Genomic DNA, 23,744 nt, shown 5'->3' on the forward strand with positions numbered 1-23,744 from the left:
AAAACCTCATCAAACTCTTCAGGCGCATATCACTGCGGGTTGGCACGAGTGCTGGAAAGCAACGATTTCAGGTTGGCAGCCTTGGGCTTGACCAGCCAGAAACGGCGCAAGTAGTCATCGAGGTTTTCGGCGAGTTCACGCCCCCACTCGCTGTCGGTTTCCGCGACGTACTCGTTCAGCACGTTTTGCAGGTGGCTGCGATAGGCTTCCATCGCCTCGCCGCTGATCCGCTGGATTTCCACCAGTTCGTGGTTGACCCGGTCAACGAAGGTGTTGTCCTGGTCGAGCACGTAGGCGAAACCGCCGGTCATGCCAGAGCCGAAGTTATAACCGGTCTTGCCCAGCACGCAGACAAAACCACCGGTCATGTACTCGCAGCAGTGATCGCCGGTGCCTTCCACCACAGTGTGGGCCCCGGAGTTACGCACGGCAAAACGCTCGCCCGCGGTGCCGGCGGCGAACAGCTTGCCACCCGTGGCGCCATAAAGGCAGGTGTTGCCGATGATGGCACTGTCCTGGGTCTTGTAGACGCTGCCCTTGGGCGGAACGATGACCAGCTTGCCGCCGGTCATGCCCTTGCCCACGTAGTCGTTGGCATCGCCTTCCAGGTACATGTTCAGGCCACCGGCGTTCCAGACGCCGAAGCTCTGGCCTGCGGTGCCCTTGAAGCGGAAGGTCACCGGCGCCTTGGCCATGCCCTGGTTGCCGTGCTTGCGGGCGATTTCGCCGGAGATCCGCGCGCCGATGGAACGGTCGCAGTTGCAGATATCCAGGTCGAACTCGGCGCCGCTCAGGTCGTTGATCGCCGCAGCGGCCATGTCGACCATCTTCTCGGCCAGCTCGCCCTTGTCGAATGGCGGGTTGCGGTCGACCTGGCAGAACTGTGGCTTGTCCGCCGGGATCAGATCGCTGCCCAGCAATGGAGTCAGGTCCAGGTGCTGCTGCTTCGCGGTCTGGCCCTCGATCACGTCCAGCAGATCGGTACGGCCGATCAGCTCTTCAAGGGAACGCACGCCCAGCTTGGCCAGCCACTCACGAGTCTCTTCGGCCACGTAGGTGAAGAAATTCACCACCATGTCGACGGTACCGATGTAGTGGTCCTTGCGCAGCTTGTCGTTCTGGGTCGCCACGCCGGTGGCGCAGTTGTTCAGGTGGCAGATGCGCAGGTATTTGCAGCCCAGGGCGATCATCGGCGCGGTGCCGAAGCCGAAGCTCTCGGCGCCGAGGATGGCGGCCTTGATCACGTCCAGGCCGGTTTTCAGGCCACCGTCGGTCTGCACGCGGACCTTGCCGCGCAAATCGTTGCCGCGCAGGGTCTGGTGGGTTTCGGCCAGGCCCAGTTCCCACGGCGCACCCGCGTACTTGATCGAGGTCAGCGGCGATGCGCCGGTGCCACCGTCGTAGCCGGAGATGGTGATCAGGTCGGCATAGGCCTTGGCCACGCCGGCCGCAATGGTGCCGACGCCGGCTTCCGCCACCAGCTTCACCGAGACCAGAGCCTTGGGGTTCACCTGCTTGAGGTCGAAGATCAGTTGCGACAAGTCTTCGATCGAGTAGATGTCGTGGTGCGGCGGCGGCGAGATCAGGGTCACGCCGGGGACCGCATAACGCAGCTTGGCGATCAGGCCGTTGACCTTACCGCCGGGCAACTGGCCGCCTTCGCCGGGCTTGGCGCCTTGGGCAACCTTGATCTGCAGTACTTCAGCGTTGACCAGGTATTCCGGCGTCACACCGAAGCGACCGGTGGCCACCTGCTTGATTTTCGAACTCTTGATGGTGCCGTAGCGCGCCGGGTCTTCGCCGCCTTCGCCGGAGTTGGAACGCGCACCGAGGCGGTTCATGGCTTCGGCCAGGGCTTCGTGGGCTTCCGGGGACAAGGCGCCCAGGGAAATACCGGCCGAATCGAAGCGCTTGAGCACCGATTCCAGCGGTTCCACTTCACTGATGTCCAGCGGCGTGTCGAGGGTCTTGACCTTGAGCAGGTCGCGGATCATCGACACCGGACGGTTGTCCACCAGCGAGGTGTATTCCTTGAACTTGCTGTAGTCGCCCTGCTGCACGGCCGCTTGCAAGGTGTTGACCACGTCCGGGTTGTAGGCGTGGTATTCGCCACCGTGGACGAACTTCAGCAGGCCGCCCTGCTGGATCGGCTTGCGCGGGCTCCAGGCTTCGGCGGCCAGGGCTTTCTGCTCGGCTTCGATGTCGACGAAACGCGCACCCTTAATGCGGCTCGGCACGCCACGGAAGCTCAGCTCGCAGACTTCCTCGGACAGGCCGATGGCCTCGAACAGTTGCGCGCCACGGTACGAGGCGATGGTCGAGATGCCCATCTTCGACAGGATCTTGAGCAGGCCCTTGGTGATGCCCTTGCGGTAGTTCTTGAACACCTCGTAGAGGTCGCCCAGTACTTCACCGGTGCGGATCAGGTCGCCCAGCACTTCATAGGCCAGGAACGGATACACCGCCGAGGCACCGAAACCGATCAGCACCGCGAAGTGATGCGGATCGCGGGCGGTGGCGGTTTCCACCAGGATGTTGGAATCGCAGCGCAGGCCTTTTTCGGTCAGGCGATGGTGCACCGCACCGGTGGCCAGCGAGGCGTGGATCGGCAGCTTGCCCGGAGCGATGTGACGGTCGCTGAGGACGATCTGGGTACGCCCGGCGCGCGCGGCTTCTTCAGCCTGATCGGCGACGTTGCGGATCGCCGCTTCCAGGCCGACGCTTTCGTCGTAGTTCAGGTCGATGACCTGGCGCGCGAAGCCCGGACGGTCGAGGTTGGTCAGCGAGCGCCACTTGGCCGGGGAAATGACCGGCGAGCTGAGGATCACGCGCGAGGCATGCTCCGGCGACTCCTGGAAAATATTGCGCTCGGCGCCCAGGCAGATCTCCAGGGACATCACGATCGCTTCACGCAGCGGGTCGATCGGTGGGTTGGTCACCTGGGCGAACTGCTGGCGGAAATAGTCGTACGGCGTGCGCACGCGCTGCGACAGGACGGCCATCGGCGTGTCGTCGCCCATGGAGCCGACCGCCTCGTAGCCCTGCTCGCCCAGCGGACGCAGCACTTGGTCACGTTCTTCGAACGTCACCTGGTACATCTTCATGTACTGCTTGAGCTGGTCGACGTCATAGAAAGCCGAGCCGTGGTCGTTGTCTTCCATGGTCGCCTGGATGCGCAGGGCATTCTTGCGCAGCCATTGCTTGTACGGATGACGGGACTTGAGGCGGTTGTCGATGGCGTCGGTGTCGAGGATCTGGCCGGTTTCGGTGTCCACGGCAAAGATCTGGCCCGGGCCTACGCGGCCCTTGGCGATGACGTCTTCGGGCTGGTAGTTCCAGACGCCGATTTCCGACGCCAGGGTGATGAACCCATTGGTGGTGGTGACCCAGCGCGCCGGACGCAGACCGTTACGGTCCAGCAGGCACACGGCGTAGCGACCGTCGGTCATGACGATACCGGCCGGGCCGTCCCACGGTTCCATGTGCATGGAGTTGTATTCGTAGAAGGCACGCAGGTCCGGGTCCATGGTCTCGACGTTCTGCCACGCCGGCGGCACCAGCATGCGCACGCCGCGGAACAGGTCGATGCCACCGGTCACCATCAGTTCCAGCATGTTGTCCATGCTCGAGGAGTCCGAACCCACGCGGTTGACCAGCGGGCCGAGTTCTTCGAGGTCCGGCATCAGGTCGTTGGCGAACTTGGTGCGACGGGCCACGGCCCAGTTGCGGTTGCCGGTGATGGTGTTGATCTCGCCGTTGTGGGCGAGGAAGCGGAATGGCTGGGCCAGCGGCCATTTCGGCAGGGTGTTGGTGGAGAAGCGCTGGTGGAACACGCAGATCGCGGTTTTCAGGCGCTCGTCGCTCAGGTCCGGATAGAAGGCGGTGAGGTCCGCCGGCATCATCAGGCCTTTGTAGATAATGGTCTTGTGGGAAAAGCTGCAGATGTAGTGATCGGTGTCGGCGGCGTTGGCCACGGACGAACGACGACGGGAACTGAACAGCTTGATCGACATGTCCTGGTCGCTCAGGCCTTCGCCGGCGATGAACACCTGTTCGATCTGCGGCAGGCGCTCGAGCGCCAGGCGGCCAAGGACGCTGGTGTCGATCGGCACTTTGCGCCAGCCAACCAGTTGCAGGCCGGCGGCCAGGATCTCGCGATTCATGTTTTCGCGAGCCGCCTCAGCCTTCACCGGGTCCTGGTTGAAGAACACCATGCCCACGGCGTACTGCTTGGGCAGGGTCACGCCGAACGTTTCCTGGGCTACGGCACGCAGGAACTCGTCGGGCTTTTGAATCAGCAAGCCACAACCGTCGCCGGTCTTGCCGTCGGCGTTGATCCCACCGCGGTGGGTCATGCAGGTCAGGGCCTCAATGGCCGTTTGCAAAAGGGTATGGCTGGGCTCGCCCTGCATATGAGCTATCAGGCCGAAACCGCAGTTATCCTTGAATTCATCTGGTTGGTACAGACCTGCTTTCATAGACACTTTCTCACCAGGCTGCCTCTAATCGAGGCAAATTTCTTTTCAATTCAACCAGTTGCATGCCGCGCCGAACGTACGCCAGCTTTGCGGGGGCAAAAGGGAGGTCATTGTACACACCGACACAGAGGCTCACAAATTTGACGACGAACTGTCGCAAATCCATGTCGCATTTGTGAAAGGTTTAAAGCTATATGCTGTGCTAGTCAAAACTTTTTTGGGTTTGACCGCTACGACTCAAACGCTACTGTGACGCAGACACCACAAGGCGCGCGGCCTGAAAGGTCGCCCGCCCTTGCGGAAATTTTGAGGTTGCCGGGAGAGGCGGCCTGGGTAAGGCCGCCGAATCTTCAGCGAGTTGCTGCCAGTTCCTGTTGGACGCTGGCGACAGTGCGAGGCCAAGGTTTACCAGCCTGAACCTTCGCTGGCAAGGCCTTGATGGCGGAAACAGCCGCATCACGGTTGGCAAAGCTGCCGTAGGTGATGACATACAGCGGCTTGCCGTTGAGCACTTTCTTGAAATAACGGTACTCGCCGCCCTGCTCCTTGACGAAGTTCTGCGCCGCGGCTTCGGAACTGGTGCCGAGGATCTGCACCACGTAGTTGCCCGGCGCCTGGCCGGCGTACCAGCTACCGCCCGCGGCCTTGGCCGGGGCAGCAGCAGGCTTGGCCGCCGGTGCTGCTGGCTTGGCCGCAGGCGCCGGAACCGGTGCAGGCTTGGCGGTGGCCACCTGGGTCGGCGCCGGGGTCGGCTTGGCAGTCGGGGCAGGCGTTGGCGCCGGGCCGGCCGGCACGCCCGCAGGCGGTGCGGTGGTGGTCACGGTCGGCGGCGTGTCGCTGCTGTCGTCGATCGGTGGCGCTGCGCCGTCGTCGCCTTCGGTGATACCGCCGGCCGCTTCGGCCAGCGGGCCGCGCATGACCGGCTGCGACTGGCCGACCAGCGGCAGCGGCATCGGTTGGGTGTTACCGGCGAATTCCACGGCCGGCGCGCCACCGTTGGGTTGCGGCGTACCTTGGCCGAGGGGCAGTTGCGCCTGTTCGTTGGCAGGGGCACCCGTGGCAGGTGCCTTGGTGCGACCCGGCATCAGCCAGGCGGCGGCAACCGCGACCACGACGACGGCGGAAATTGCCAATACGTGTTTCTTCGGCATGTTGAACCCCATACTTGGACGCTTCACCGCTGAGCGGCTGGCAATCATGACTTCGATCAGAGCATCGCGGGCAACCTGGTTGATGTTGCCAGGCCAACCCTCGGAGCTTTCGTGAATCTCAGAGATCTGATCGGCGGTGAAAAGTTCGATACCCCGGCCCGCGCCTTCAAGACGCTGGGCCAGGTATTCACGCGTTTCTTCCTCGGTGTAGGGCGCCAGCTCGATGACGTGGAAGCGCTCTTCCTCGAGGTTCAGCTGGTCCAGGTCGGCGATCAGCGACGACTCGCCGAACAGGAACACGTGGGGCCGGCCCTCCGGCGCACCGGCCGCCAAGGCCAGCAGGGCTTCGAGGGCCGATTCGTCGAGTTGCTCGGCATCGTCCACCAGCAGATAGACTTCCTGCCCGGTCAGCGCCAGTTGCACGATCTGATCGAGGATTGCACCGATTTCGGCCTGGGCGACGTTCAGCGCCTGGGCCACCTGGCGCAACACACCGGCGGCATCGCCGGCGCCACGGGCCGAGACCACCACACTTTGCACAGACTGTTTGTTGGTACTGGCCACCAGGGCCTGGCGCAGCAAGGTCTTGCCGCTGCCCTGGGGACCGGTGACCACCAACAGCAACTGGCTGTAGCGCGCCAGGTGATGCAACTGGCCCAGCACCGGCTTGCGCTGGGCGGGGAAGAACTTGAAGCCCGGGACCCGTGGGGCAAAAGGGTCATGACTCAATTGGAAATGGCCGAGGAAAGCCTCGTCGGCATGCAAACTAGTCATCGGAATCTTATTAACCTTTAAGCTGAGCCAGGGCGCGGTAGTCCGCTCCCAGCGTGGCCTGTAGAACTTCTTTCGGATAATCGTCGGTCACCACCGCTTCGCCCATGTGGCGCAGCAGCACCAGGCGCAGACGACCGTCGATCACTTTTTTGTCGATTGCCATGTGTTCAAGAAAATCCGCCTCGCTCATTTCCTCGGGCGGAACCACCGGCAGCCCGGCGCGCTGGAACAGACGAATACCGCGATCGCGTTCCTGTTCGCTGATCCAGCCCAGGCGCGCGGACATCTCCAGGGCCATGACCGTACCGGCCGCAACCGCTTCACCGTGCAGCCAGACACCATAGCCCATGTGCGTTTCGATGGCATGGCCGAAGGTATGACCCAGGTTGAGCGTGGCGCGCACCCCCGACTCACGCTCATCGGCACCGACCACCGCGGCCTTGGCGGCGCAGGAGCGCTCGATGGCGTAGGTCAGGGCCGCTTGATCCAGCGCACGCAGGCGGTCGACGTGCTCTTCGAGCCAGCCCAGGAACGGTTCGTCGCAGATCAGCCCGTACTTGATGACTTCCGCCAGCCCCGCAGACAGTTCGCGGGCCGGCAGGGTATTGAGGGTGGCGGTGTCGATCAGCACCACGTTGGGCTGATAAAACGCACCGACCATATTCTTGCCCAGCGGATGGTTGATCCCGGTCTTGCCGCCCACCGACGAGTCGACCTGCGACAGCAGCGTGGTGGGGATCTGGATGAAGTCGACGCCGCGCTGATAACAAGCGGCGGCAAAACCGGCCATGTCGCCGATCACGCCACCGCCCAGGGCAACCACCGTGGTGCGGCGATCATGCCGTGCGGTCAGCAGGCCGTCGAAAATGAGTTGCAGGGTTTCCCAGTTCTTGAAGGCTTCGCCGTCGGGCAACACCACGGAAATGACCGAGAAAGCCGACAGGCTGCGGGTCAGACGTTCCAGATACAGAGGCGCGACGGTTTCATTGGAAATGATCGCCACTTGCCGCCCGGCGATATGCGGCGCCAGGAGTTCGGGCTGGTCCAGCAAGCCTTCGCCAATATGAATCGGGTAGCTGCGCTCGCCCAGGTCGACCTTAAGTGTCTGCATGTGTCCCCACAGTGAAGATGGAATCAGGCGTCCTGCCTGCAATTAACGAAAGAGCCCAACGGGGATAAATCCCCTCGCCACAGGTCCCGGTGCTTGCCATGACACCACGGGATGGCCATCCGCCACGCCCCAGGCGGGCCATGACGGGACGTCGAGGATAGCGCATTTCGCCAGGCGCATTAACGGGGCGGCAGTTGCTGCAGGCGATCGAGAATGTCCAGCACCACCATCCGCGGCGGCCGCTCGTCGGTTTCCACCACCAGGTCGGCGATCTCCCGATACAGCGGATCACGCAGCTCCAGCAGGTCCCGCAGGGTCTTGGCGGGGTCGGCGGTGCGCAACAGTGGCCGGTTGCGATCCCGGGCGGTGCGGCCGACCTGCTGTTCGACAGAGGCGTGCAGATAGACCACTCGTCCGCCGGCATGCAGCGCCCGACGATTGGCCTCGCGCATCACCGCGCCGCCACCGGTAGCCAACACCACGCCCTCGAACGCGCACAGCTCGGCGATCATCGCCTGCTCACGGTCACGAAAGCCCGGCTCGCCTTCCTTATCGAAGATCCATGGGATATTGGCACCCGTGCGCAATTCAATTTCCTTGTCGGAATCTTTGAACGGCAGGCGCAGCTCTTTGGCCAGCAAACGGCCGATGGTGCTTTTTCCAGCGCCCATCGGCCCAACAAGAATCAAATTTCGCACAGAATCAACGACTCACAGCAATCGCCTGGTTATTCATGATACGCGGAGTGAGGAACACCAGCAGCTCGGATTTTTTCTCCGAAACCACATCACGCCGGAAAAGGCGGCCAAGATACGGCACATCGCCAAGAAATGGCACCTTATCTACGACCTTGCTCTGAGTATTTGAGAAAACTCCGCCAATCACAATGGTCTCGCCATCATTGACCAGGACCTTGGCGTTGACTTCGTTTTTCTTGATCGGCGGCACGTCCTGCACCTTGTTCAGGTAGTCCGGCTCATCCTTGGTGACCTTGACCTCCATGATGATGCGGTTGTCCGGGGTGATCTGCGGGGTCACCTCCAGCGACAGCGAGGCCTCCTTGAACGACACCGAGGTGGCGCCGCTGGAACTGGCTTCCTGGTAGGGGATTTCCGTGCCCTTGAGGATCTTTGCCGTCTCCTTGTCGGACGTCACCACCTTGGGCTGGGAGACGATTTCGCCGTTGCCGGTTTTTTCCATGGCCGTCAGCTCAAGGTCCAGCAAGACGTTGTCGGTGATGAACGCAATGCCGATCCCCGACGTATTGCCCGAGGCACCCAGGTCGACGAACGGCTGGTTGGTGCCGGTACTGCCCGGCGTGCCGATGGTGGTGGAGGTGCCAGTGGTCACCCCCGAGGAGTTCCAGTTGCCCTTGTTCTGGATCGACCCTCCCCAGCGCACGCCCAGGCTTTTGTCGTAGTCGACGTTGGCTTCGACAATCCGTGCCTCGATCATCACCTGGCGCACCGGAATATCCAGCTGCGCCACGATCCGGCGCAGTTCGTCGAGCCGGTCCTGGGTCTGGTAGGCAATGATGTTGTTGGTTCGCTCATCCACCGTGATCGTGCCGCGCTCGTCGGCTTTGGCCTCGGCACTGGTCACTGACTGGAACAGCTTGGCGATGTCCGCCGCCTTCGCATAGTTGACCTGCAGCAGCTCACGCCGCAGCGGTGCCAGGTCGGCGATCTGCTTCTGCGACTCCAGTTCCTGGCGTTCACGCGCGGCGATTTCATCGGCCGGGGCCACCAGCAGCACGTTACCGACCTTGCGCTTGTCCAAACCCTTGGTCTTGAGCACCAGGTCCAGCGCCTGGTCCCAAGGCACATTCTGCAAGCGCAGGGTAATGCCGCCCTGCACCGTGTCGCTGGCCACCAGGTTCAGGTTGGTGAAATCGGCAATCAGTTGCAGGACCGAACGCACTTCGATGTCCTGGAAGTTGAGCGAGAGCTTCTCGCCGCTGTAGGCCGCGCGGTCAGCATTGCGTTTTTGCAGGTCGTCGACAGTCATGGGCCGGACGCTGACGGTGAGTTTGTTGTCGGTCTGGTAGGTCGAGTAGTCGAAGGTGCCACTGGGCTCGATGCTGATGGTCGCCCGGTCGCTGCCGGCGCTGGCATTGACGAATTGCACCGGGGTGGCGAAGTCCTTGACGTCCAGGCGCACCCGCAATGGTTCGGGCAATTGGGTCCTGGCGAAATTGAGGATGATCTTGCCTTCGCGTTCCTGGATGTCCGGGGCGATGGACGGATCGGACAAATCGATCACCACATTGCCTTCGCCCTGGGTTCCCCGCTGGAAATCCACCCCACGAATCGCCTTGCCCACCGGCCTACCGGCCCTCGCGGGCACCGCGTTGGCCACCGCCGGGCGCGGGGCCTGGGCGACGCTCTTCCCAGCAGTGTTCTTCGCCGCGGCGCCCTTTCCAACCACCACGAACAGGCTATTGCCTTCGACCCGGGTGTCGTACGGCGCCAGCTGGGTCAGACCGATGATCAACCGGGTGCGATCGCCTGCCTCGACCACGGTGGCGCTGCGCGCATTGCCCCCGCCCAGGTCGCGGTGCTTGCTGGCCAGTTGATTGGTCACGCCTGGCAGGTCCAGGGCAATCCGGGCCGGTTGTTCGGTGGTGTAGCCCCGAGGGGGCGGCGGCGGCCCGTCGAAGGTGAGCTTCAACTCGACGCGGTCGCCCGGCAACGCCGCGACATCCAGCGTCTTCAGACTGGCCGCGTGAACCATCGGCGACAACAGCGCTATCCATAGCGAAATACCGAAGGCTGACAAAAACCTGTTCATTGTTGGGGTTCCACTATTGAGTGCTCTTTCAAAGGAATGGTCCGAGGTCGCTCCAGCCAGGCACCCTCGCCATCGGGAACGATTTCGATCACATCGACCTGGGTGGCGCCGATGGCGAAGATTCGCCCGTCGTTGCGCCCCAGATAGTCACCGACCTTGAGCCGATGCACCCCGCCCGCGCCCCGCAGGAGTGCGAAGGAGCCACTGGCGTTGGAGATCGTACCGACCATTTCAAACTGCTCGATGTTGAAGCCTTCCAGGTACTGCTTGACCCGGTTGGGGTCGGGCCGGACGTTGTGCGAGCCGCGCTGCCGGTCGGCCTGGTCCACGCGGACCTGCCGGGAAAAAGGGCTGCGCAGGTTCGCAGCGCTGTAGGTAAAGGTCTCGTAGGGCCTGAACGTCGGCGTCGGCTCGATCTTGCCGGGCGGACGCAGGCGCACTTCGTTCATGTAAGCGTCCAGGTCGCTGAAACCGTTGTCGTCGTTGCAACCCGCCAGCGCGACCAGGCCCGCCAGCAGGCAGAGGCGACACACCAGCGGCCTCATGGCTGCGCCTCCTGCTCGTTGTAGCGGTAGGTCTTGGCCTGGATGCTCATGCGCAGCTTCGTGCCGGCCTCGGGCTCCATCGGGGCGATTTCGAAATCGTGCAGCGTGACGATCCGGGGCAGTCCGGCCACTCCACTGACGAATGTCGCCAGGTCGTGGTAGCCGCCGGTCACGGTGATCTGGATCGGCAGCTCGATGTAGAACGGTTGGGTGACTTCCGGCAGCAGCTTGATTTCCTCGAACTCCAGGCCGCTGCCCAGGCCGGTGCGGGTAATGTCTTCCAGCAGGCCCGGCACCTCGGTATCACTGGGCAATTGCCGCAACAGTACACCGAAAGACGTTTCCATCTGCTTCATCTGCTCGGTGTAGCGTTCCAGGTTCGCGGCCATGTGGGCCTTGCCCGCGAATTGTGCCTTGAGGGTACTTTCTTCCTCGCGCACCTGCTGCAACTGGTTTTCCAGGTCGCTCAAGGCAAAGTTATAGCCCAGCCCCAGCACCAGGGCCACCAGCAGGATGCCCGCCAGCCATTTGATGGGCGCCGGCCAGGAACCGATGTTGTTGGTGTCCAGGTCACTGACGTCGATCTTGCGCAACGCGTCGAGCCATTCCCCCGGCCTCATTGGGCGTCCCCCTCATCGGCCGACCGGGTCTGGCGAACCGTCAGCTGGAAAACGTTGGCCTGGTCGAGCTGACCGGCGGTGGTGGCCTTGACCTCCGTCAGGCTGGGCGCATCGAACAGATCCGACGAGTCCAGGTTGCGCATCAGGTCCGAGACCCGGTTGTTCGATTCCGCGGCCCCTTTGATGAAGAGCGTCCGGTCCTCCATCTTCACTTCGGTGAAATACACCCCGTCCGGCAAAGTCCTCACCAACTGGTCGAAGATGCGCCCGCTGACCGGTCGATTCCCTTGCAAGTCCTGGATAATGCGCATGCGCTCCAGCAATTGCTGGCGACGGGCTTTCAATTCGCTGATCTGCTTGATGCGCTCGTCCAGCACGGCGATCTGCTCGGAGAGGTGGCTATTGCGGGCGACCTGGTGGTCGATGGCACTGTCGATGTAGCGGACGGCGACCAGGACCACGCCGACCGCCCCGACCAGCGCCGCCACCAAGGCCAGCAGAAAGCGCTTGCGCCGCTCTTCGCGCAGCTCTTCGCGCCAGGGAAGCAGGTTGATCCGCGCCATCAGTCGAAACTCCTGAGGGCCAGCCCACAGGCAATCATCAGTGCCGGGGCATCACTGGCCAGGGCACCGGCATTGACCTTGCTGCTCAGGGCCATGTTGGTAAACGGGTTGGCCACCTGGGTCGGCGTGCCCAGGCGCTGCTCGATCAGCCGATCCAGGCCAGCGACCGAAGCCGTGCCCCCGGCCAGCAGAATGTGGTCCACCGCGCTGTACTGGCCCGAGGCGAAGAAGAATTGCAGGGAGCGCGAGACCTGCTGCACCAGGGCCTCGCGAAAAGGTTGCAGCACTTCGCTGAGATAATCGTCCGGCAACCCACCCTGCTTCTTTGCCAGGCCGGCCTGCTCGGGTGTCAGGCCGTAGCGGCGCTGGATCTCCTCGGTCAACTGGCGGCCGCCGAACAATTGTTCGCGGGTATAGATGATGCGCCCGTTGTGCAACACGCTGAGGGTGGTCATGGTGGCGCCGATGTCGATGACCGCCACCGTCAGCCGCTCCTGGGACGCGGCCAATTGCGTGGCAAGCAGGCCAAACGCTCGCTCCAGCGCATAAGCCTCCACATCGACCACCCGGGCCGTCAGCCCGGCGAGCGCCAACGCGGCCTCGCGAACCTCGACGTTTTCCTTGCGACAGGCCGCCAGCAGCACTTCGACGCGCTCGGCGCTGCGCGGCGAAACGCCCACCACCTCGAAATCAATGGCCACCTCATCCAGCGGATAGGGAATGTACTGATCGGCTTCGATCTTGAGCTGGTTCTCCATGTCGTCGTCGGACAGGCCCGCATCCATCTCGATGATCTTGGTGATCACCGCCGAACCCGCCACGGCCACCGCCACGCTGCGCAACGGCGTTTTGGCCTTGGCCAACAGCCGCGACAACGCCTGGCCCACCCCTTCGAGCTCGGCGATGTTCTTCTCGATCACGGCGTTGGCCGGCAACGGTTCGACCGCGTAGGACTCGACGCGGTATCGCTCGCCCTGGCGACTCAACTCGAGCAGCTTCACCGACGTCGAACTGATGTCGATCCCCAGAAGCGCATGGGCTTTTTTATTGAAGAGTCGTAGCACTACCAATTCCCTATGACTATCCGTGAGTTACGGACTCTCTAATATGCATTGCGTTCAATCACGGCCGTCCGACGGACGTCCGGATGGCATTCCCGACGAAAAAAAATGCTTATAATGCCCAGCGTTTTTTTTCGCTTTGTTGCAAGCACGGGTCCTTCCCTGCACCTGGCGCCTTTTTCATTCTTTGCCTGGATATCCAAAAGCCTTGATTCGTCTGCTGAAATTTTTCGGATGGTCCATCGTCGCCGTTTTCTGCGGACTGCTCTTGGGCCTGAGCGGTGCCTTTCTTTACCTTAGTCCGGGATTGCCGTCCGTGGAGGCACTGAGAAGTATTCAGTTGCAGATTCCTTTGCGGGTGTACAGCAGCGACAACAAGCTGATCGCCGAATTTGGCGAAATGCGCCGCACACCGATCCGTTTCGCCGACATTCCCCCTAATTTCATCAATGCGTTACTAAGTGCTGAAGACGATAACTTCGCCAACCACTATGGCGTCGATCCCGGCAGCCTGATGCGCGCCGCCAGCCAGTTGGTCAAGAGCGGGCACATCCAGTCCGGCGGCAGCACCATCACCATGCAGGTGGCCAAGAACTTCTTCCTGACCAGCGAGCGCAGCTTCTCGCGCAAGACCACCGAGATCCTCCTGGCCCTGCAGATCGAACGACAGCTGACCAAGGATGAAATCCTCGAGCTGTACGTGAACAAGATTTACCTGGGCAACCGCGCCTACGGCATCGAGGCGGCGGCACAGGTGTATTACGGCAAGTCGATCCGCGACGTGAGCCTGGCGCAGATGGCGATGATCGCCGGCCTGCCCAAGGCACCGTCGCGCTTCAACCCGCTGGCCAACCCGGCGCGCAGCAAGGAGCGTCGCGACTGGATCCTGGGGCGCATGTACAAGCTCGGCAAGATCAGCGAGGCCGACTACACCGCCGCGATCAATGAGCCGCTGAACGCCAGCTATCACGTCCCGACCCCGGAAGTGAACGCCCCGTACATCGCCGAGATGGCCCGTGCCGAGATGGTCGGGCGCTATGGCAGCGACGCCTACACCGAAGGTTTCCGCGTGACCACCACGGTGCCGAGCAACTTGCAGGAAATGGCCAACACCGCGCTGCACGAGGGCCTGATGACCTACGACCAGCGCCACGGCTACCGTGGCCCTGAATCGCGCCTGCCGGGCAAGACCAAGGAAGCCTGGGCCCTGGAGCTGACCAAGCAGCGCACCATCAGCAGCCTGGAGCCGGCGATCGTCACCTCGGTGGACAAGGACGGCATCAAGGTGTTGACCCGCAACGGCGAGCAGGAAGAACACGTGGCCTGGGACACCATGAAATGGGCCCGTCCGTTCCTCAATACCAACAGCATGGGCGCCGCCCCACGGCAGCCGTCGGACGTTGCCCAGGTCGGTGACCTGATCCGCGTCCAGCGCCAGGCGGACAACACGCTCAAGTTCAGCCAGATCCCGGCGGCCCAGGGCGCCCTGGTGTCCCTCGACCCACAGGACGGCGCCATTCGTTCGTTGGTGGGTGGCTTCGCCTTCGAGCAGAGCAATTACAACCGTGCACTGCAGGCCAAGCGCCAGCCGGGCTCGAGCTTCAAGCCATTCGTCTACAGCGCCGCCCTGGATAACGGCTACACCGCCGCCAGCCTGGTGAACGATGCGCCGATCGTGTTCGTCGATGAGTACCTGGACAAGGTCTGGCGGCCGAAGAACGACACCAATACGTTCCTCGGCCCGATTCGCCTGCGCGAGGCGCTGTACAAATCCCGCAACCTGGTATCGATCCGCCTGTTGCAGGCGCTGGGCGTGGATCGCACCATCGACTACATCAGCAAGTTCGGCTTCAACAAGCAGGACCTGCCGCGCAACCTGTCCCTGGCCCTGGGCACCGCGACCCTGACGCCGATGGAAATCGCCACGGGCTGGAGCACGTTCGCCAACGGCGGCTACAAGATCACCCCGTACATCATCGACAAGATCGAAAGCCGCAACGGCGAGACATTGTTCGTGGCCAACCCGCCACGGGTCCCCACAGGCGAGCAGGCCAGCGATGGCGTCGCCGCACCGTCCACCGACACGTTCACGGTCAATGCGACGCCAGGCGAAGCCACCACGGCCCCAGGCTTGCCGCAAGCGCCCGCCGTCGCGGAACGCATTGTCGATGGCCGCACCACCTTCATTCTCAACAGCATGCTGCAGGACGTGATCAAGCTCGGCACCGGCCGTCGCGCCCTGGCCCTGGGCCGTTCCGACCTGGCGGGCAAGACCGGTACCACGAACGAGTCCAAGGACGCCTGGTTCTCCGGCTACAACGCCGATTACGTGACCACGGTCTGGACCGGTTTCGACCAGCCTGAAAGCCTGGGTCGCCGTGAGTTCGGCGGCACCGTGGCGCTGCCGATCTGGATGACCTACATGGGCGCCGCCCTCAAGGACAAGCCGCCGCACACCCAGCCGGAACCGGAAGGCATCCTCAGCCTGCGGGTCGACCCGGTCAGCGGCCGCGCGGCCACGCCGGGCACCCCGGGTGCGTACTTCGAGCTGTTCAAGAGCGAAGACACTCCGCCCTCCGTCAACGAGCTGGGCAACGGTGTCGCACCGGGCAGCCCGCTGCCAGCGGACGAAGCGGCGCCGATCGATCTGTTCTGACCGGTCTCATCCAAAAGCCCCGCCTTCGAAAGAAGTGCGGGGCTTTTGTTCTCAATGACACCACTACCTGTGGGAGCGAGCTTGCTCGCGATAGCGTCGGATCAGCTTGCATCGATGTTGAATGCCAGGCCGTCATCGCGAGCAAGCTCGCTCCCACAGGGGTCTGTGACGGTCATACAAAAGCGGCGACCAACAAAAAGCCCCGACTCTCAGGAGCCGGGGCTTTTTGTTGAAGCGCTACAACGGCTTAGCCGTTGAACACGTCATCCACGCTCTTGAGCGGGTAGTTCTTCGGGTACGGCAGGGTGGCCACGCCCGTCTCGATGGCGGCCTTGGCCACGGCGTCGGAGATCAGGGTGATCAGGCGGGCGTCCATTGGTTTCGGGATGATGTACTCACGACCGAATTCCAACTTGATGCCGCCGTAGGCGTCGCACACTTCCTGAGGCACCGGCAGCTTGGCCAGTTCGCGCAGGGCGTTGGCGGCCGCGACTTTCATCTCTTCGTTGATGCGCTTGGCGCGAACGTCCAGGGCACCACGGAAGATGAACGGGAAGCCCAGGACGTTGTTGACCTGGTTCGGGTAGTCCGAACGGCCAGTGGCCATGATCACGTCGTTGCGAGTCGCGTGAGCCAGTTCCGGGGAGATTTCCGGGTCCGGGTTCGAGCAGGCGAACACGATCGGGTTCGGCGCCATGCGCAGCAGGTTTTCCGGGCTCAGCAGGTTCGGACCCGACAGGCCGACGAACACGTCGGCACCGTCCAGGGCGTCCGCCAGGGAGCGCTTGTCGGTCGCGTGAGCGAAGACGGCCTTGTACTGGTTCAGGTCGTCACGGCCGGAGTGGATCACGCCGGTACGGTCGACCATGAAGATGTTTTCGATCTTGGCGCCCATGCTCACCAGCAACTTCATGCAGGAGATGGCCGCAGCGCCGGCACCCAGGCAGACGATCTTGGCTTCCGGCAGGGTCTTGCCGGCGATTTCCAGGGCGTTGATCATGCCGGCCGCGGTGACGATGGCGGTGCCGTGCTGGTCATCGTGGAACACCGGGATGTCGCACTGTTCGATCAGGGCGCGCTCGATCTCGAAGCACTCAGGTGCCTTGATGTCTTCCAGGTTGATGCCACCGAAGGTGATGGAGATGCGCTTGACGGTGTCGATAAAGGCTTGCGGGCTCTCGGAATCGACTTCGATGTCGAATACGTCGATACCGGCGAAGCGCTTGAACAGTACGCCCTTGCCTTCCATGACTGGCTTGGAAGCCAATGGGCCGAGGTTACCCAGGCCGAGAATCGCGGTGCCATCGGAAATGACTGCAACCAGGTTGCCTTTACCGGTGTATTTGTAGGCCAGTTCAGGGTCGCGAGCGATTTCGCGGACTGGTTCGGCTACGCCGGGGCTGTAGGCCAGCGACAAGTCGCGAGCAGTAGCGGTGGCCTTGGTGAGCTCGACACTCAGCTTTCCTGGACGAGGATGCGCGTGATATTCGAGAGCGGCAGTTTTCAGATCAGACATGTGGGCATTCCGCTTTTTACTGTGTTGGACAGACGGACCGCCGAGGATACGCGCCTCGCAAAGTCCCTACAAGACTGACCAGTCACTGCTGTCAAGCGCCCTACTCTACGACTTTGGACCAAGAGCCGCGAAACACAAGGGCTACATGCATACAATCCGACCAAATAATGTCTACAATTATTTTCTTACAGGACCGCTTCCAACATGGCCGGATCGGTCAGCGGCAGCATCCATCGCGCCTGGCCAGCCTTGTTGCCACCACGCCGGGCGCGGTCGACGACCCAGCCCCGGGCCTCGATTTTCCGCCCCTTGAGCCGCTCCAGGGCCGAGGCGTCGAAGCGCCTCTGCAAACCCGGCGCAATGTGCAGGACAACCGGCCCCTGCAATTCAATCCAGATGCCACCGCGATTGCGCCGCACACTTTCCACACGCCCGCTCATCAGCACGAAACCTGGGGCATCGATCTGTTCCGCCCGGACGACAGGGGATTTCTTCCAGAGGCCTGCCCCGGCTTGCCGCGCATGACGCTCAGCCACTTGCTGGCAACTGACCAGGTCGACGTTCGGCGCAACCGCCACCAGAAACCCCAGCCCCTCGGCAATCAACCGCTCCTCGAGGTTCTCGCCCCGGGCGCTGTAGACGTGGGCCAGGGTACGACCGTAATCATCACGGTCGTCCTTGCCAGGCAATACGCCCACCCGGCCATCGTTGGCGGCCACCAGGGCTTCGAGTCGCTGGCGCGCCGCCACGGCGAAGGGTTCGTCGGCGCGGCCGCGCTTGCCCAGCTCAGGGCTGTTGAGACCGATCATCCGAATGCGGCGACCATCCTCCAGGTACAAGGTGTCGCCGTCCACCACGCGCTGCACCGCAACCTGGGGCAGGCTGCCCGGCGAAGGACAGGCCCCCTGGGCACCACAGAGCCAAATCGCAGACACAAAAAAGGCGCCCGCAAGGGACGCCTTCTTCATCAATCTGGAGCAGTCGAGACGACCATCCAAAATGATCAGCCTCAGGCTTTTGGAGTAACTTTGCCGAAAGCACCGAAACGATCGGCGAACTTCTGAACGCGGCCGCCGGTATCCAGAGTCTTTTGCTTACCGGTGTAGAACGGGTGGCACTCGTTGCAAACGTCGATCGCCAGGGCTTTGCCGTAGGTCGAACGCGTTTCGAACTTGTTGCCGCAGCTGCAGGTTACGGCAATTGCTGGGTATTCCGGATGGATATCGGTTTTCATGCTGTTTTCCTCAGGCTAGCGTGCCGCCACCCAACACTATTGTTGAATACCGCACGTAATTAGGCCGCGGATTCTACCAGACATCGTCATTCGCGCAAGCTGTCGCTTATACCAACCGTCTGCTAGGCTCGCGCCCTCAAGCACAATCCCTGTGGGAGCGAGCTTGCTCGCGATAGCGATGGGTCAGTTGCGGTGATGTTGGCTGTGCCACCGCTTTCGCGAGCAAGCTCGCTCCCACATTGAATCGCGCTCAGCCTTGCGAACTTGTCCGCTTATCGAGATTCCCCGCGTGCCCAACGCCATCCTGCGCCTCGCCCTGCCTTCACCCCTGCGCCGCCTGTTCGACTACCGCGCCCCCGCCGGGGTCCTGCGCGCCCAGTTGCAGCCGGGCATGCGCCTGCGGGTGCCGTTCGGCCGGCGGGAAATGATCGGCATCCTGGTGGAGGTCACCGATCACAGCGAGGTCCCGGTCGACAAGCTCAAACCAGCCCTGGCCCTGCTCGATGCCACGCCGCCGCTGCCCGCCGCGCTGTTCAAGTTGTGCCTGTGGACGTCCCAGTATTACCAGCACAGCCTCGGCGACACCCTGAGCTGGGCGCTGCCGGTACTGCTGCGCCAGGGCGAGCTGGCCGAGGCGCGCCAGGAGCGGTTCTGGTCGGTGGCCCCGGGGGCCTCGCTGGACGATCCGCGCATCGCCCGCGCGCCGCGCCAGCGCGAGGCCTTGGCGACCCTCGCCCAACACCCCCATGGCGTGGCCCACCAACTGCTGAGCAAACTGATGCTCAGCAAGGACAGCCTCGACCTGTTGCTGGCCAAGGACCTGGTCCAGGTGGAGATCCGCCGGCACGCCCCCGGCGCCCGCCACGAACATTGGCTGGCCCAGCCGGAACTGCCGCTCAACGCCGAACAGCGCGCCGCTTGCGAAGCGATTCGCGCAGGTTTCGACAGTTATCACGCCTTTCTGCTGGCGGGCGTCACCGGCAGCGGCAAGACCGAGGTCTACCTGCAACTGATCCGCCAGACCCTGGAGGCCGGCAAGCAGGCCCTGGTGCTGATTCCGGAAATCAACCTCGGCCCCCAGACCCTGGCGCGTTTCGAGCAACGCTTCAATGCGCGGATCGCCCTGGTGCACTCGGCAGTCAACGACCGCGAACGCCTGGAAGCCTGGCTCGCCGCCCGCGACGGCGAGGCCGATATCATCATCGGCACCCGCTCGGCCCTGTTCACGCCGATGAAAAACCCCGGCCTGATCATCATCGACGAAGAACACGACGGCTCTTATAAACAGCAGGAAGGCCTGCGCTATCACGCCCGCGACCTGGCGCTGGTACGCGCCCGCCAGGAAAACATCCCGATCGTCCTCGGCTCGGCCACGCCCTCGCTGGAAAGCCTGCACAACGCCTACACCGGCCGCTACGGCCTGCTGCGCCTCAACGAACGGGCCGGCGGCGCCAAGCAACCGCGGTTCCTGCGCCTGGACGTGAAAAGTCGTCCACTGGACAGCGGTATTTCCGGGCCGATGCAGCAAGCCATCGGCCAGACCCTCGCCGCCGGGCAACAGGTCCTGGTGTTCCTCAATCGCCGCGGTTTTGCCCCGACCCTGCTGTGCCACGACTGCGGCTGGATGTCTGGCTGCGAACGCTGCGACGCGCGGATGACCGTGCATCAACGCCATGGCGAACTGCGTTGCCACCATTGCGGCCACGTCGAACGCGTGCCAAGGCATTGCCCGCAGTGCGGCAAAGTGGACTTGCGCCCGGTCGGCGCCGGCACCGAACGCGCCGAGGAACGGCTGGGCATCCTGTTTCCGGACTACCCGGTCTTGCGGGTGGATCGCGACAGCACCTCGCGCAAGGACGCGATGAACCAGCTGTTCGCGACGATCCAGAAGGGCCTGCCGTGCATATTGGTGGGCACGCAGATGCTCGCCAAGGGGCATCACTTCCCGCGGGTCACGCTGGTGTCGATCCTCGATGCCGATGGCGGACTGTTCTCCGGCGACTTCCGCGCCAGCGAGCGCATGGCGCAGTTGATCGTCCAGGTCGCCGGCCGGGCCGGGCGGGCCGAGGAACCGGGCAAAGTGATTATCCAGACGCACCTGGCCGATCACCCGCTCTTGATCCAACTGACCGAGCAGGGTTATTTCGCCTTCGCCGAACAGGCCTTGAGTGAACGCCGCAGCGCCGGCCTGCCGCCCTTTGCCCACCTGGCGCTGTTGCGGGCCGAAGCCCACAAGCCCGGGCAGGCCGAAGGCTTCCTCGATGAGGCCTGCAGCGAGGCGGAGCGTTTGCTGGCAGAGCAGAGCCTCACCGGCATCGAACTCCTGGGGCCGGTGCCGGCACCGATGGAGCGCCGGGCCGGGCGCTATCGCGCGCAGCTTTTATTGCAGGCCAACGCCCGGGCCCCGCTGCATCGGCTATTGAGTGCCTGGCTGCTGGCGCTGGAGCAGATGCCCAGCGGACGGGCGGTACGTTGGTCGCTGGATGTGGATCCGGTGGATTTGTATTGAATGGACCACAAACCTGCCCCTGTGGGAGCGAGCTTGCTCGCGATTGCGACGATACAGTCGACACTACCGTCACTGACCCACCGCTATCGCGAGCAAGCTCGCTCCCACAGGGGATCGCGTGCATCCAGGCCAGCAAGAATAGTCACCACACATCCCCAACCGACCCGCTACAGTTGGCAAGCTCGTCCGGGCCACGGATAATGCCCAGTTTTTCCACCAGCGCATCGAAGCGCCGCCGCGCCTGCGGTTGAAAGAGAAGACCATGAAAGACACCATTCGCCAGCTCATCCAGCAAGCCATCGCCCAACTCGTCGCTGAAGGTGTGCTGCCAGAAGGCCTGTCGCCGGCGATTCAGGTCGAGAACACCCGCGACAAGACCCACGGCGACTTCGCCAGCAACATCGCGATGATGCTCGCCAAGCCGGCCGGCATGAAACCTCGCGACCTGGCGGAAAAAATCATCGCCGCGCTGCCGGCCGACGAAAACGTCAGCAAGGCTGACATCGCCGGCCCCGGGTTCATCAATTTCTTCCAGAACACCCAGGCCCTGGCTTCGCGCCTGGATGCGGCCCTGGCCGACGAACGCATTGGCGTGCGCAAGGCCGGCCCGTTGCAGCGCACCGTGGTCGACCTCTCGGCCCCCAACCTCGCCAAGGAAATGCACGTCGGCCACCTGCGCTCGACCATCATCGGCGACGGCGTGGCCCGGGTCCTGGAGTTTCTTGGCGACACCGTGATCCGCCAGAACCACGTTGGCGACTGGGGCACCCAGTTCGGCATGCTGATGGCCTACCTGCAGGAAAATCCGATCACCAGCGACGAACTGTCGGACCTGGAGAACTTCTACCGCGCCGCCAAGCAACGCTTCGACGAGTCGCCCGAGTTCGCCGACCGTGCCCGTGGCCTGGTGGTCAAGCTGCAGGCCGGCGATGCCGAGTGCCTGGCGCTGTGGAGCAAGTTCAAGGACATCTCCCTGTCCCACTGCCAGAAAATCTACGAGCTGCTGAACGTCAAGTTGACCATGGCCGACGTGATGGGTGAAAGCGCCTACAACGACGACCTGGTCAACGTGGTCAACGACCTCAGGGCCAAGGGCATGCTGGTGGAAAGCAACGGCGCCCAGTGCGTGTTCCTCGACCAGTTCAAGACCGCCGACGGCGAGCCACTGCCGGTGATCATCGTCAAGGCCGACGGCGGCTACCTCTACGCCACCACCGACCTGGCGGCCGTGCGCTACCGCAACAGCGTGCTCAAGGCCGATCGAGTGCTGTATTTCGTCGACCAGCGCCAGGCCCTGCACTTCCAGCAAGTGTTCGAAGTGGCGCGCCTGGCCGGCTTCGTGACCCGTCCGATGGAAATGGAGCACATGGGCTTCGGCACCATGAACGGCGCCGACGGCCGCCCGTTCAAGACCCGCGATGGCGGCACGGTGAAGCTGATCGACCTGCTGACCGAAGCCCAGGACCGCGCCTACACCCTGGTCAAGGGCAAGAACCCGGACCTGGCCGAGGACGAGCTGCGCAAGATCGCCAAGGTGGTGGGCATCGACGCGGTGAAATACGCCGACCTGTCCAAGCACCGCACCAGCGACTACAGCTTCAACTTCGACCTGATGCTCAACTTCGAAGGCAACACCGCACCGTACCTGCTGTACGCCTACACCCGCGTGGCGGGGGTGTTCCGCAAGCTCGGCAAGGGCTTTAACGAAGTGGACGGCCAGATTGTGCTCGAGGCCCCTCAGGAACAGGAGCTGGCGGCGAAGCTGGCGCAGTTCGGCGAGGTCCTGAACAACGTCGCCGACAAGGGCACGCCGCACACCCTGTGCGCCTACCTGTACGATGTGGCCGGCCTGTTCTCCAGCTTCTACGAGAACTGCCCGATCCTCAATGCGCAAACCCCGGAGCAAATGCAGAGCCGCCTGCGCCTCGCCGCGCTGACCGGGCGCACGCTCAAGCAAGGCCTGGAACTGCTGGGCCTGGAAACCCTGGAGCGCATGTAAGTTGGCCGCCAAGAAAAAACCTGCACCCAAGCGCGGCGCCAGTCGTTACCAGCCTCCAGCCAAAAAACCGATTCCAGGTTGGTTGTGGATGGCCATCGGCCTGACCGTCGGCGCGTTCATTGTGTTCTTGATGAAGCTGGAGCCGGGCCAGGGTGATGACGTCAAGCGCGTCCGGCAAGAGCAGCAGAAAGCCACCCGCATCGCCGAGGCCAACAAGACCCCGCCGAGCCCGACACAACCGGTGAAGCCGAAGTACGACTTCTACACGTTGCTGCCGGAATCGGAAGTCATCGTGCCGCCCGATGCCGTGCCGGAGAAAACCCTGCCGACGCCGCAAGTACCCACCACACCGGTGACCCCGGCCGAAGCGGCGAAGATCGACACCGCTCGCGCCCAGGCGGCCCTGGCCGGCATCACGCCGCCACCGGCCCCTCCGGTGCAGAAAGCCGCGCCGGTGACGAAGTTCTTCCTGCAGGCCGGCTCGTTCCGCAAGGAAGCCGACGCCGACAAGGTCCGCGCGCAGATCATTCTGCTGGGCCAATCCGTGTCCGTGGAATCCGGGACGGTGAAGGACGAAACCTGGTACCGGGTACTGGTCGGCCCGTTCAGCAACCGCGAGGAACTGACCAAGGCCCAGAAACAACTGGCGGGCAGTGGTTTCAGCAACCTGTTGTTACAACAACGCCAGAGCCGCTGATTCCCACCGAGAACGCCTGTGGCTATGGCTTTTGTGGCGA

The 23,744-nt window shown here is 63.2% G+C and carries 16 protein-coding genes; 4 read left to right on the forward strand and 12 right to left on the reverse strand.

Annotated elements, in window-relative coordinates; all coding sequences use genetic code 11:
* Positions 1-29: 29 nt before the first annotated feature.
* From gltB to J4E53_RS14940, 9 genes are all read right to left on the reverse strand, one after another.
* On the reverse strand, positions 30-4,478 hold the full coding sequence (gene gltB / locus J4E53_RS14900; RefSeq protein WP_060739553.1) for a glutamate synthase large subunit: 4,449 nt from the start codon (positions 4,476-4,478) through the stop codon (positions 30-32).
* Between the two features lie 350 nt (positions 4,479-4,828).
* Positions 4,829-6,403 carry an AAA family ATPase gene (locus J4E53_RS14905; RefSeq protein WP_060739554.1) on the reverse strand — a complete coding sequence of 525 codons (1,575 nt, stop codon included), beginning with the start codon at positions 6,401-6,403 and terminating at the stop codon, positions 4,829-4,831.
* Between the two features lie 10 nt (positions 6,404-6,413).
* Positions 6,414-7,514 (reverse strand): 3-dehydroquinate synthase, encoded by a 1,101-nt coding sequence (gene aroB, locus J4E53_RS14910; RefSeq protein ID WP_060739555.1) that lies wholly within the window; start codon positions 7,512-7,514, stop codon positions 6,414-6,416.
* A 179-nt stretch (positions 7,515-7,693) separates the two neighbouring features.
* On the reverse strand, positions 7,694-8,212 hold the full coding sequence (gene aroK / locus J4E53_RS14915; protein WP_060739556.1) for a shikimate kinase AroK: 519 nt from the start codon (positions 8,210-8,212) through the stop codon (positions 7,694-7,696).
* A 4-nt stretch (positions 8,213-8,216) separates the two neighbouring features.
* On the reverse strand, positions 8,217-10,304 hold the full coding sequence (gene pilQ, locus J4E53_RS14920; RefSeq protein WP_060739557.1) for a type IV pilus secretin PilQ: 2,088 nt from the start codon (positions 10,302-10,304) through the stop codon (positions 8,217-8,219).
* A complete protein-coding gene (locus J4E53_RS14925; protein WP_060739558.1) occupies positions 10,301-10,849 on the reverse strand; it encodes a pilus assembly protein PilP in 549 nt (182 codons plus the stop codon). The genes pilQ and J4E53_RS14925 overlap by 4 nt, the downstream gene beginning before the upstream one ends.
* Positions 10,846-11,469: a type 4a pilus biogenesis protein PilO gene (gene pilO / locus J4E53_RS14930; protein WP_060739559.1), complete on the reverse strand. Its 624-nt coding sequence runs from the start codon at positions 11,467-11,469 to the stop codon at positions 10,846-10,848. The genes J4E53_RS14925 and pilO overlap by 4 nt, the downstream gene beginning before the upstream one ends.
* A complete protein-coding gene (locus J4E53_RS14935; protein WP_060739560.1) occupies positions 11,466-12,032 on the reverse strand; it encodes a PilN domain-containing protein in 567 nt (188 codons plus the stop codon). The genes pilO and J4E53_RS14935 overlap by 4 nt, the downstream gene beginning before the upstream one ends.
* A complete protein-coding gene (locus J4E53_RS14940) occupies positions 12,032-13,096 on the reverse strand; it encodes a pilus assembly protein PilM (RefSeq protein ID WP_060739561.1) in 1,065 nt (354 codons plus the stop codon). The genes J4E53_RS14935 and J4E53_RS14940 overlap by 1 nt, the downstream gene beginning before the upstream one ends.
* Positions 13,097-13,304: 208 nt before the next feature.
* On the opposite strand from J4E53_RS14940, the gene J4E53_RS14945 reads away from it, so the two are divergent.
* Positions 13,305-15,749 carry a penicillin-binding protein 1A gene (locus J4E53_RS14945; RefSeq protein WP_371919219.1) on the forward strand — a complete coding sequence of 815 codons (2,445 nt, stop codon included), beginning with the start codon at positions 13,305-13,307 and terminating at the stop codon, positions 15,747-15,749.
* A 247-nt stretch (positions 15,750-15,996) separates the two neighbouring features.
* Here J4E53_RS14945 and J4E53_RS14950 read toward each other — a convergent pair whose 3' ends face one another.
* The 3 genes from J4E53_RS14950 to rpmE form a co-directional block, all read right to left on the reverse strand.
* Positions 15,997-17,265 carry a malic enzyme-like NAD(P)-binding protein gene (locus J4E53_RS14950; RefSeq protein ID WP_053117649.1) on the reverse strand — a complete coding sequence of 423 codons (1,269 nt, stop codon included), beginning with the start codon at positions 17,263-17,265 and terminating at the stop codon, positions 15,997-15,999.
* Between the two features lie 185 nt (positions 17,266-17,450).
* Positions 17,451-18,233 carry a thermonuclease family protein gene (locus J4E53_RS14955; RefSeq protein ID WP_103308999.1) on the reverse strand — a complete coding sequence of 261 codons (783 nt, stop codon included), beginning with the start codon at positions 18,231-18,233 and terminating at the stop codon, positions 17,451-17,453.
* A gap of 41 nt (positions 18,234-18,274) precedes the next feature.
* Positions 18,275-18,499, reverse strand: a complete 225-nt coding sequence (rpmE, locus tag J4E53_RS14960; RefSeq protein WP_014336159.1) for a 50S ribosomal protein L31 — start codon at positions 18,497-18,499, stop codon at positions 18,275-18,277.
* Between the two features lie 289 nt (positions 18,500-18,788).
* Between rpmE and J4E53_RS14965 the strand changes: the two genes are divergently transcribed.
* From J4E53_RS14965 to J4E53_RS14975, 3 genes are all read left to right on the forward strand, one after another.
* Positions 18,789-21,008 (forward strand): primosomal protein N', encoded by a 2,220-nt coding sequence (locus J4E53_RS14965; protein ID WP_103309001.1) that lies wholly within the window; start codon positions 18,789-18,791, stop codon positions 21,006-21,008.
* Between the two features lie 262 nt (positions 21,009-21,270).
* Positions 21,271-23,007 (forward strand): arginine--tRNA ligase, encoded by a 1,737-nt coding sequence (gene argS, locus J4E53_RS14970; protein WP_060739565.1) that lies wholly within the window; start codon positions 21,271-21,273, stop codon positions 23,005-23,007.
* A gap of 1 nt (position 23,008) precedes the next feature.
* Complete coding sequence (locus tag J4E53_RS14975; RefSeq protein ID WP_003196959.1) at positions 23,009-23,704, forward strand: SPOR domain-containing protein; 696 nt, start codon at positions 23,009-23,011, stop codon at positions 23,702-23,704.
* Positions 23,705-23,744: the final 40 nt, after the last annotated feature.

It is taken from the genome of Pseudomonas sp. FW305-28 (assembly GCF_017351395.1).
Taxonomy (GTDB): Bacteria; Pseudomonadota; Gammaproteobacteria; order Pseudomonadales; family Pseudomonadaceae; genus Aquipseudomonas; species Aquipseudomonas fluorescens_AA.

What these genes read in the sequence shown, in the direction of transcription:
- gltB (WP_060739553.1), bottom strand. Translation starts at nt 4,478, where the DNA reads ATGAAAGCAGGTCTGTACCAACCAGATGAATTCAAGGATAACTGCGGT.
- J4E53_RS14905 (WP_060739554.1), bottom strand. Translation starts at nt 6,403, where the DNA reads ATGACTAGTTTGCATGCCGACGAGGCTTTCCTCGGCCATTTCCAATTG.
- aroB (WP_060739555.1), bottom strand. Translation starts at nt 7,514, where the DNA reads ATGCAGACACTTAAGGTCGACCTGGGCGAGCGCAGCTACCCGATTCAT.
- pilQ (WP_060739557.1), bottom strand. Translation starts at nt 10,304, where the DNA reads ATGAACAGGTTTTTGTCAGCCTTCGGTATTTCGCTATGGATAGCGCTG.
- J4E53_RS14925 (WP_060739558.1), bottom strand. Translation starts at nt 10,849, where the DNA reads ATGAGGCCGCTGGTGTGTCGCCTCTGCCTGCTGGCGGGCCTGGTCGCG.
- pilO (WP_060739559.1), bottom strand. Translation starts at nt 11,469, where the DNA reads ATGAGGCCGGGGGAATGGCTCGACGCGTTGCGCAAGATCGACGTCAGT.
- J4E53_RS14935 (WP_060739560.1), bottom strand. Translation starts at nt 12,032, where the DNA reads ATGGCGCGGATCAACCTGCTTCCCTGGCGCGAAGAGCTGCGCGAAGAG.
- J4E53_RS14950 (WP_053117649.1), bottom strand. Translation starts at nt 17,265, where the DNA reads ATGTCTGATCTGAAAACTGCCGCTCTCGAATATCACGCGCATCCTCGT.
- J4E53_RS14955 (WP_103308999.1), bottom strand. Translation starts at nt 18,233, where the DNA reads ATGAAGAAGGCGTCCCTTGCGGGCGCCTTTTTTGTGTCTGCGATTTGG.
- rpmE (WP_014336159.1), bottom strand. Translation starts at nt 18,499, where the DNA reads ATGAAAACCGATATCCATCCGGAATACCCAGCAATTGCCGTAACCTGC.
- argS (WP_060739565.1), top strand. Translation starts at nt 21,271, where the DNA reads ATGAAAGACACCATTCGCCAGCTCATCCAGCAAGCCATCGCCCAACTC.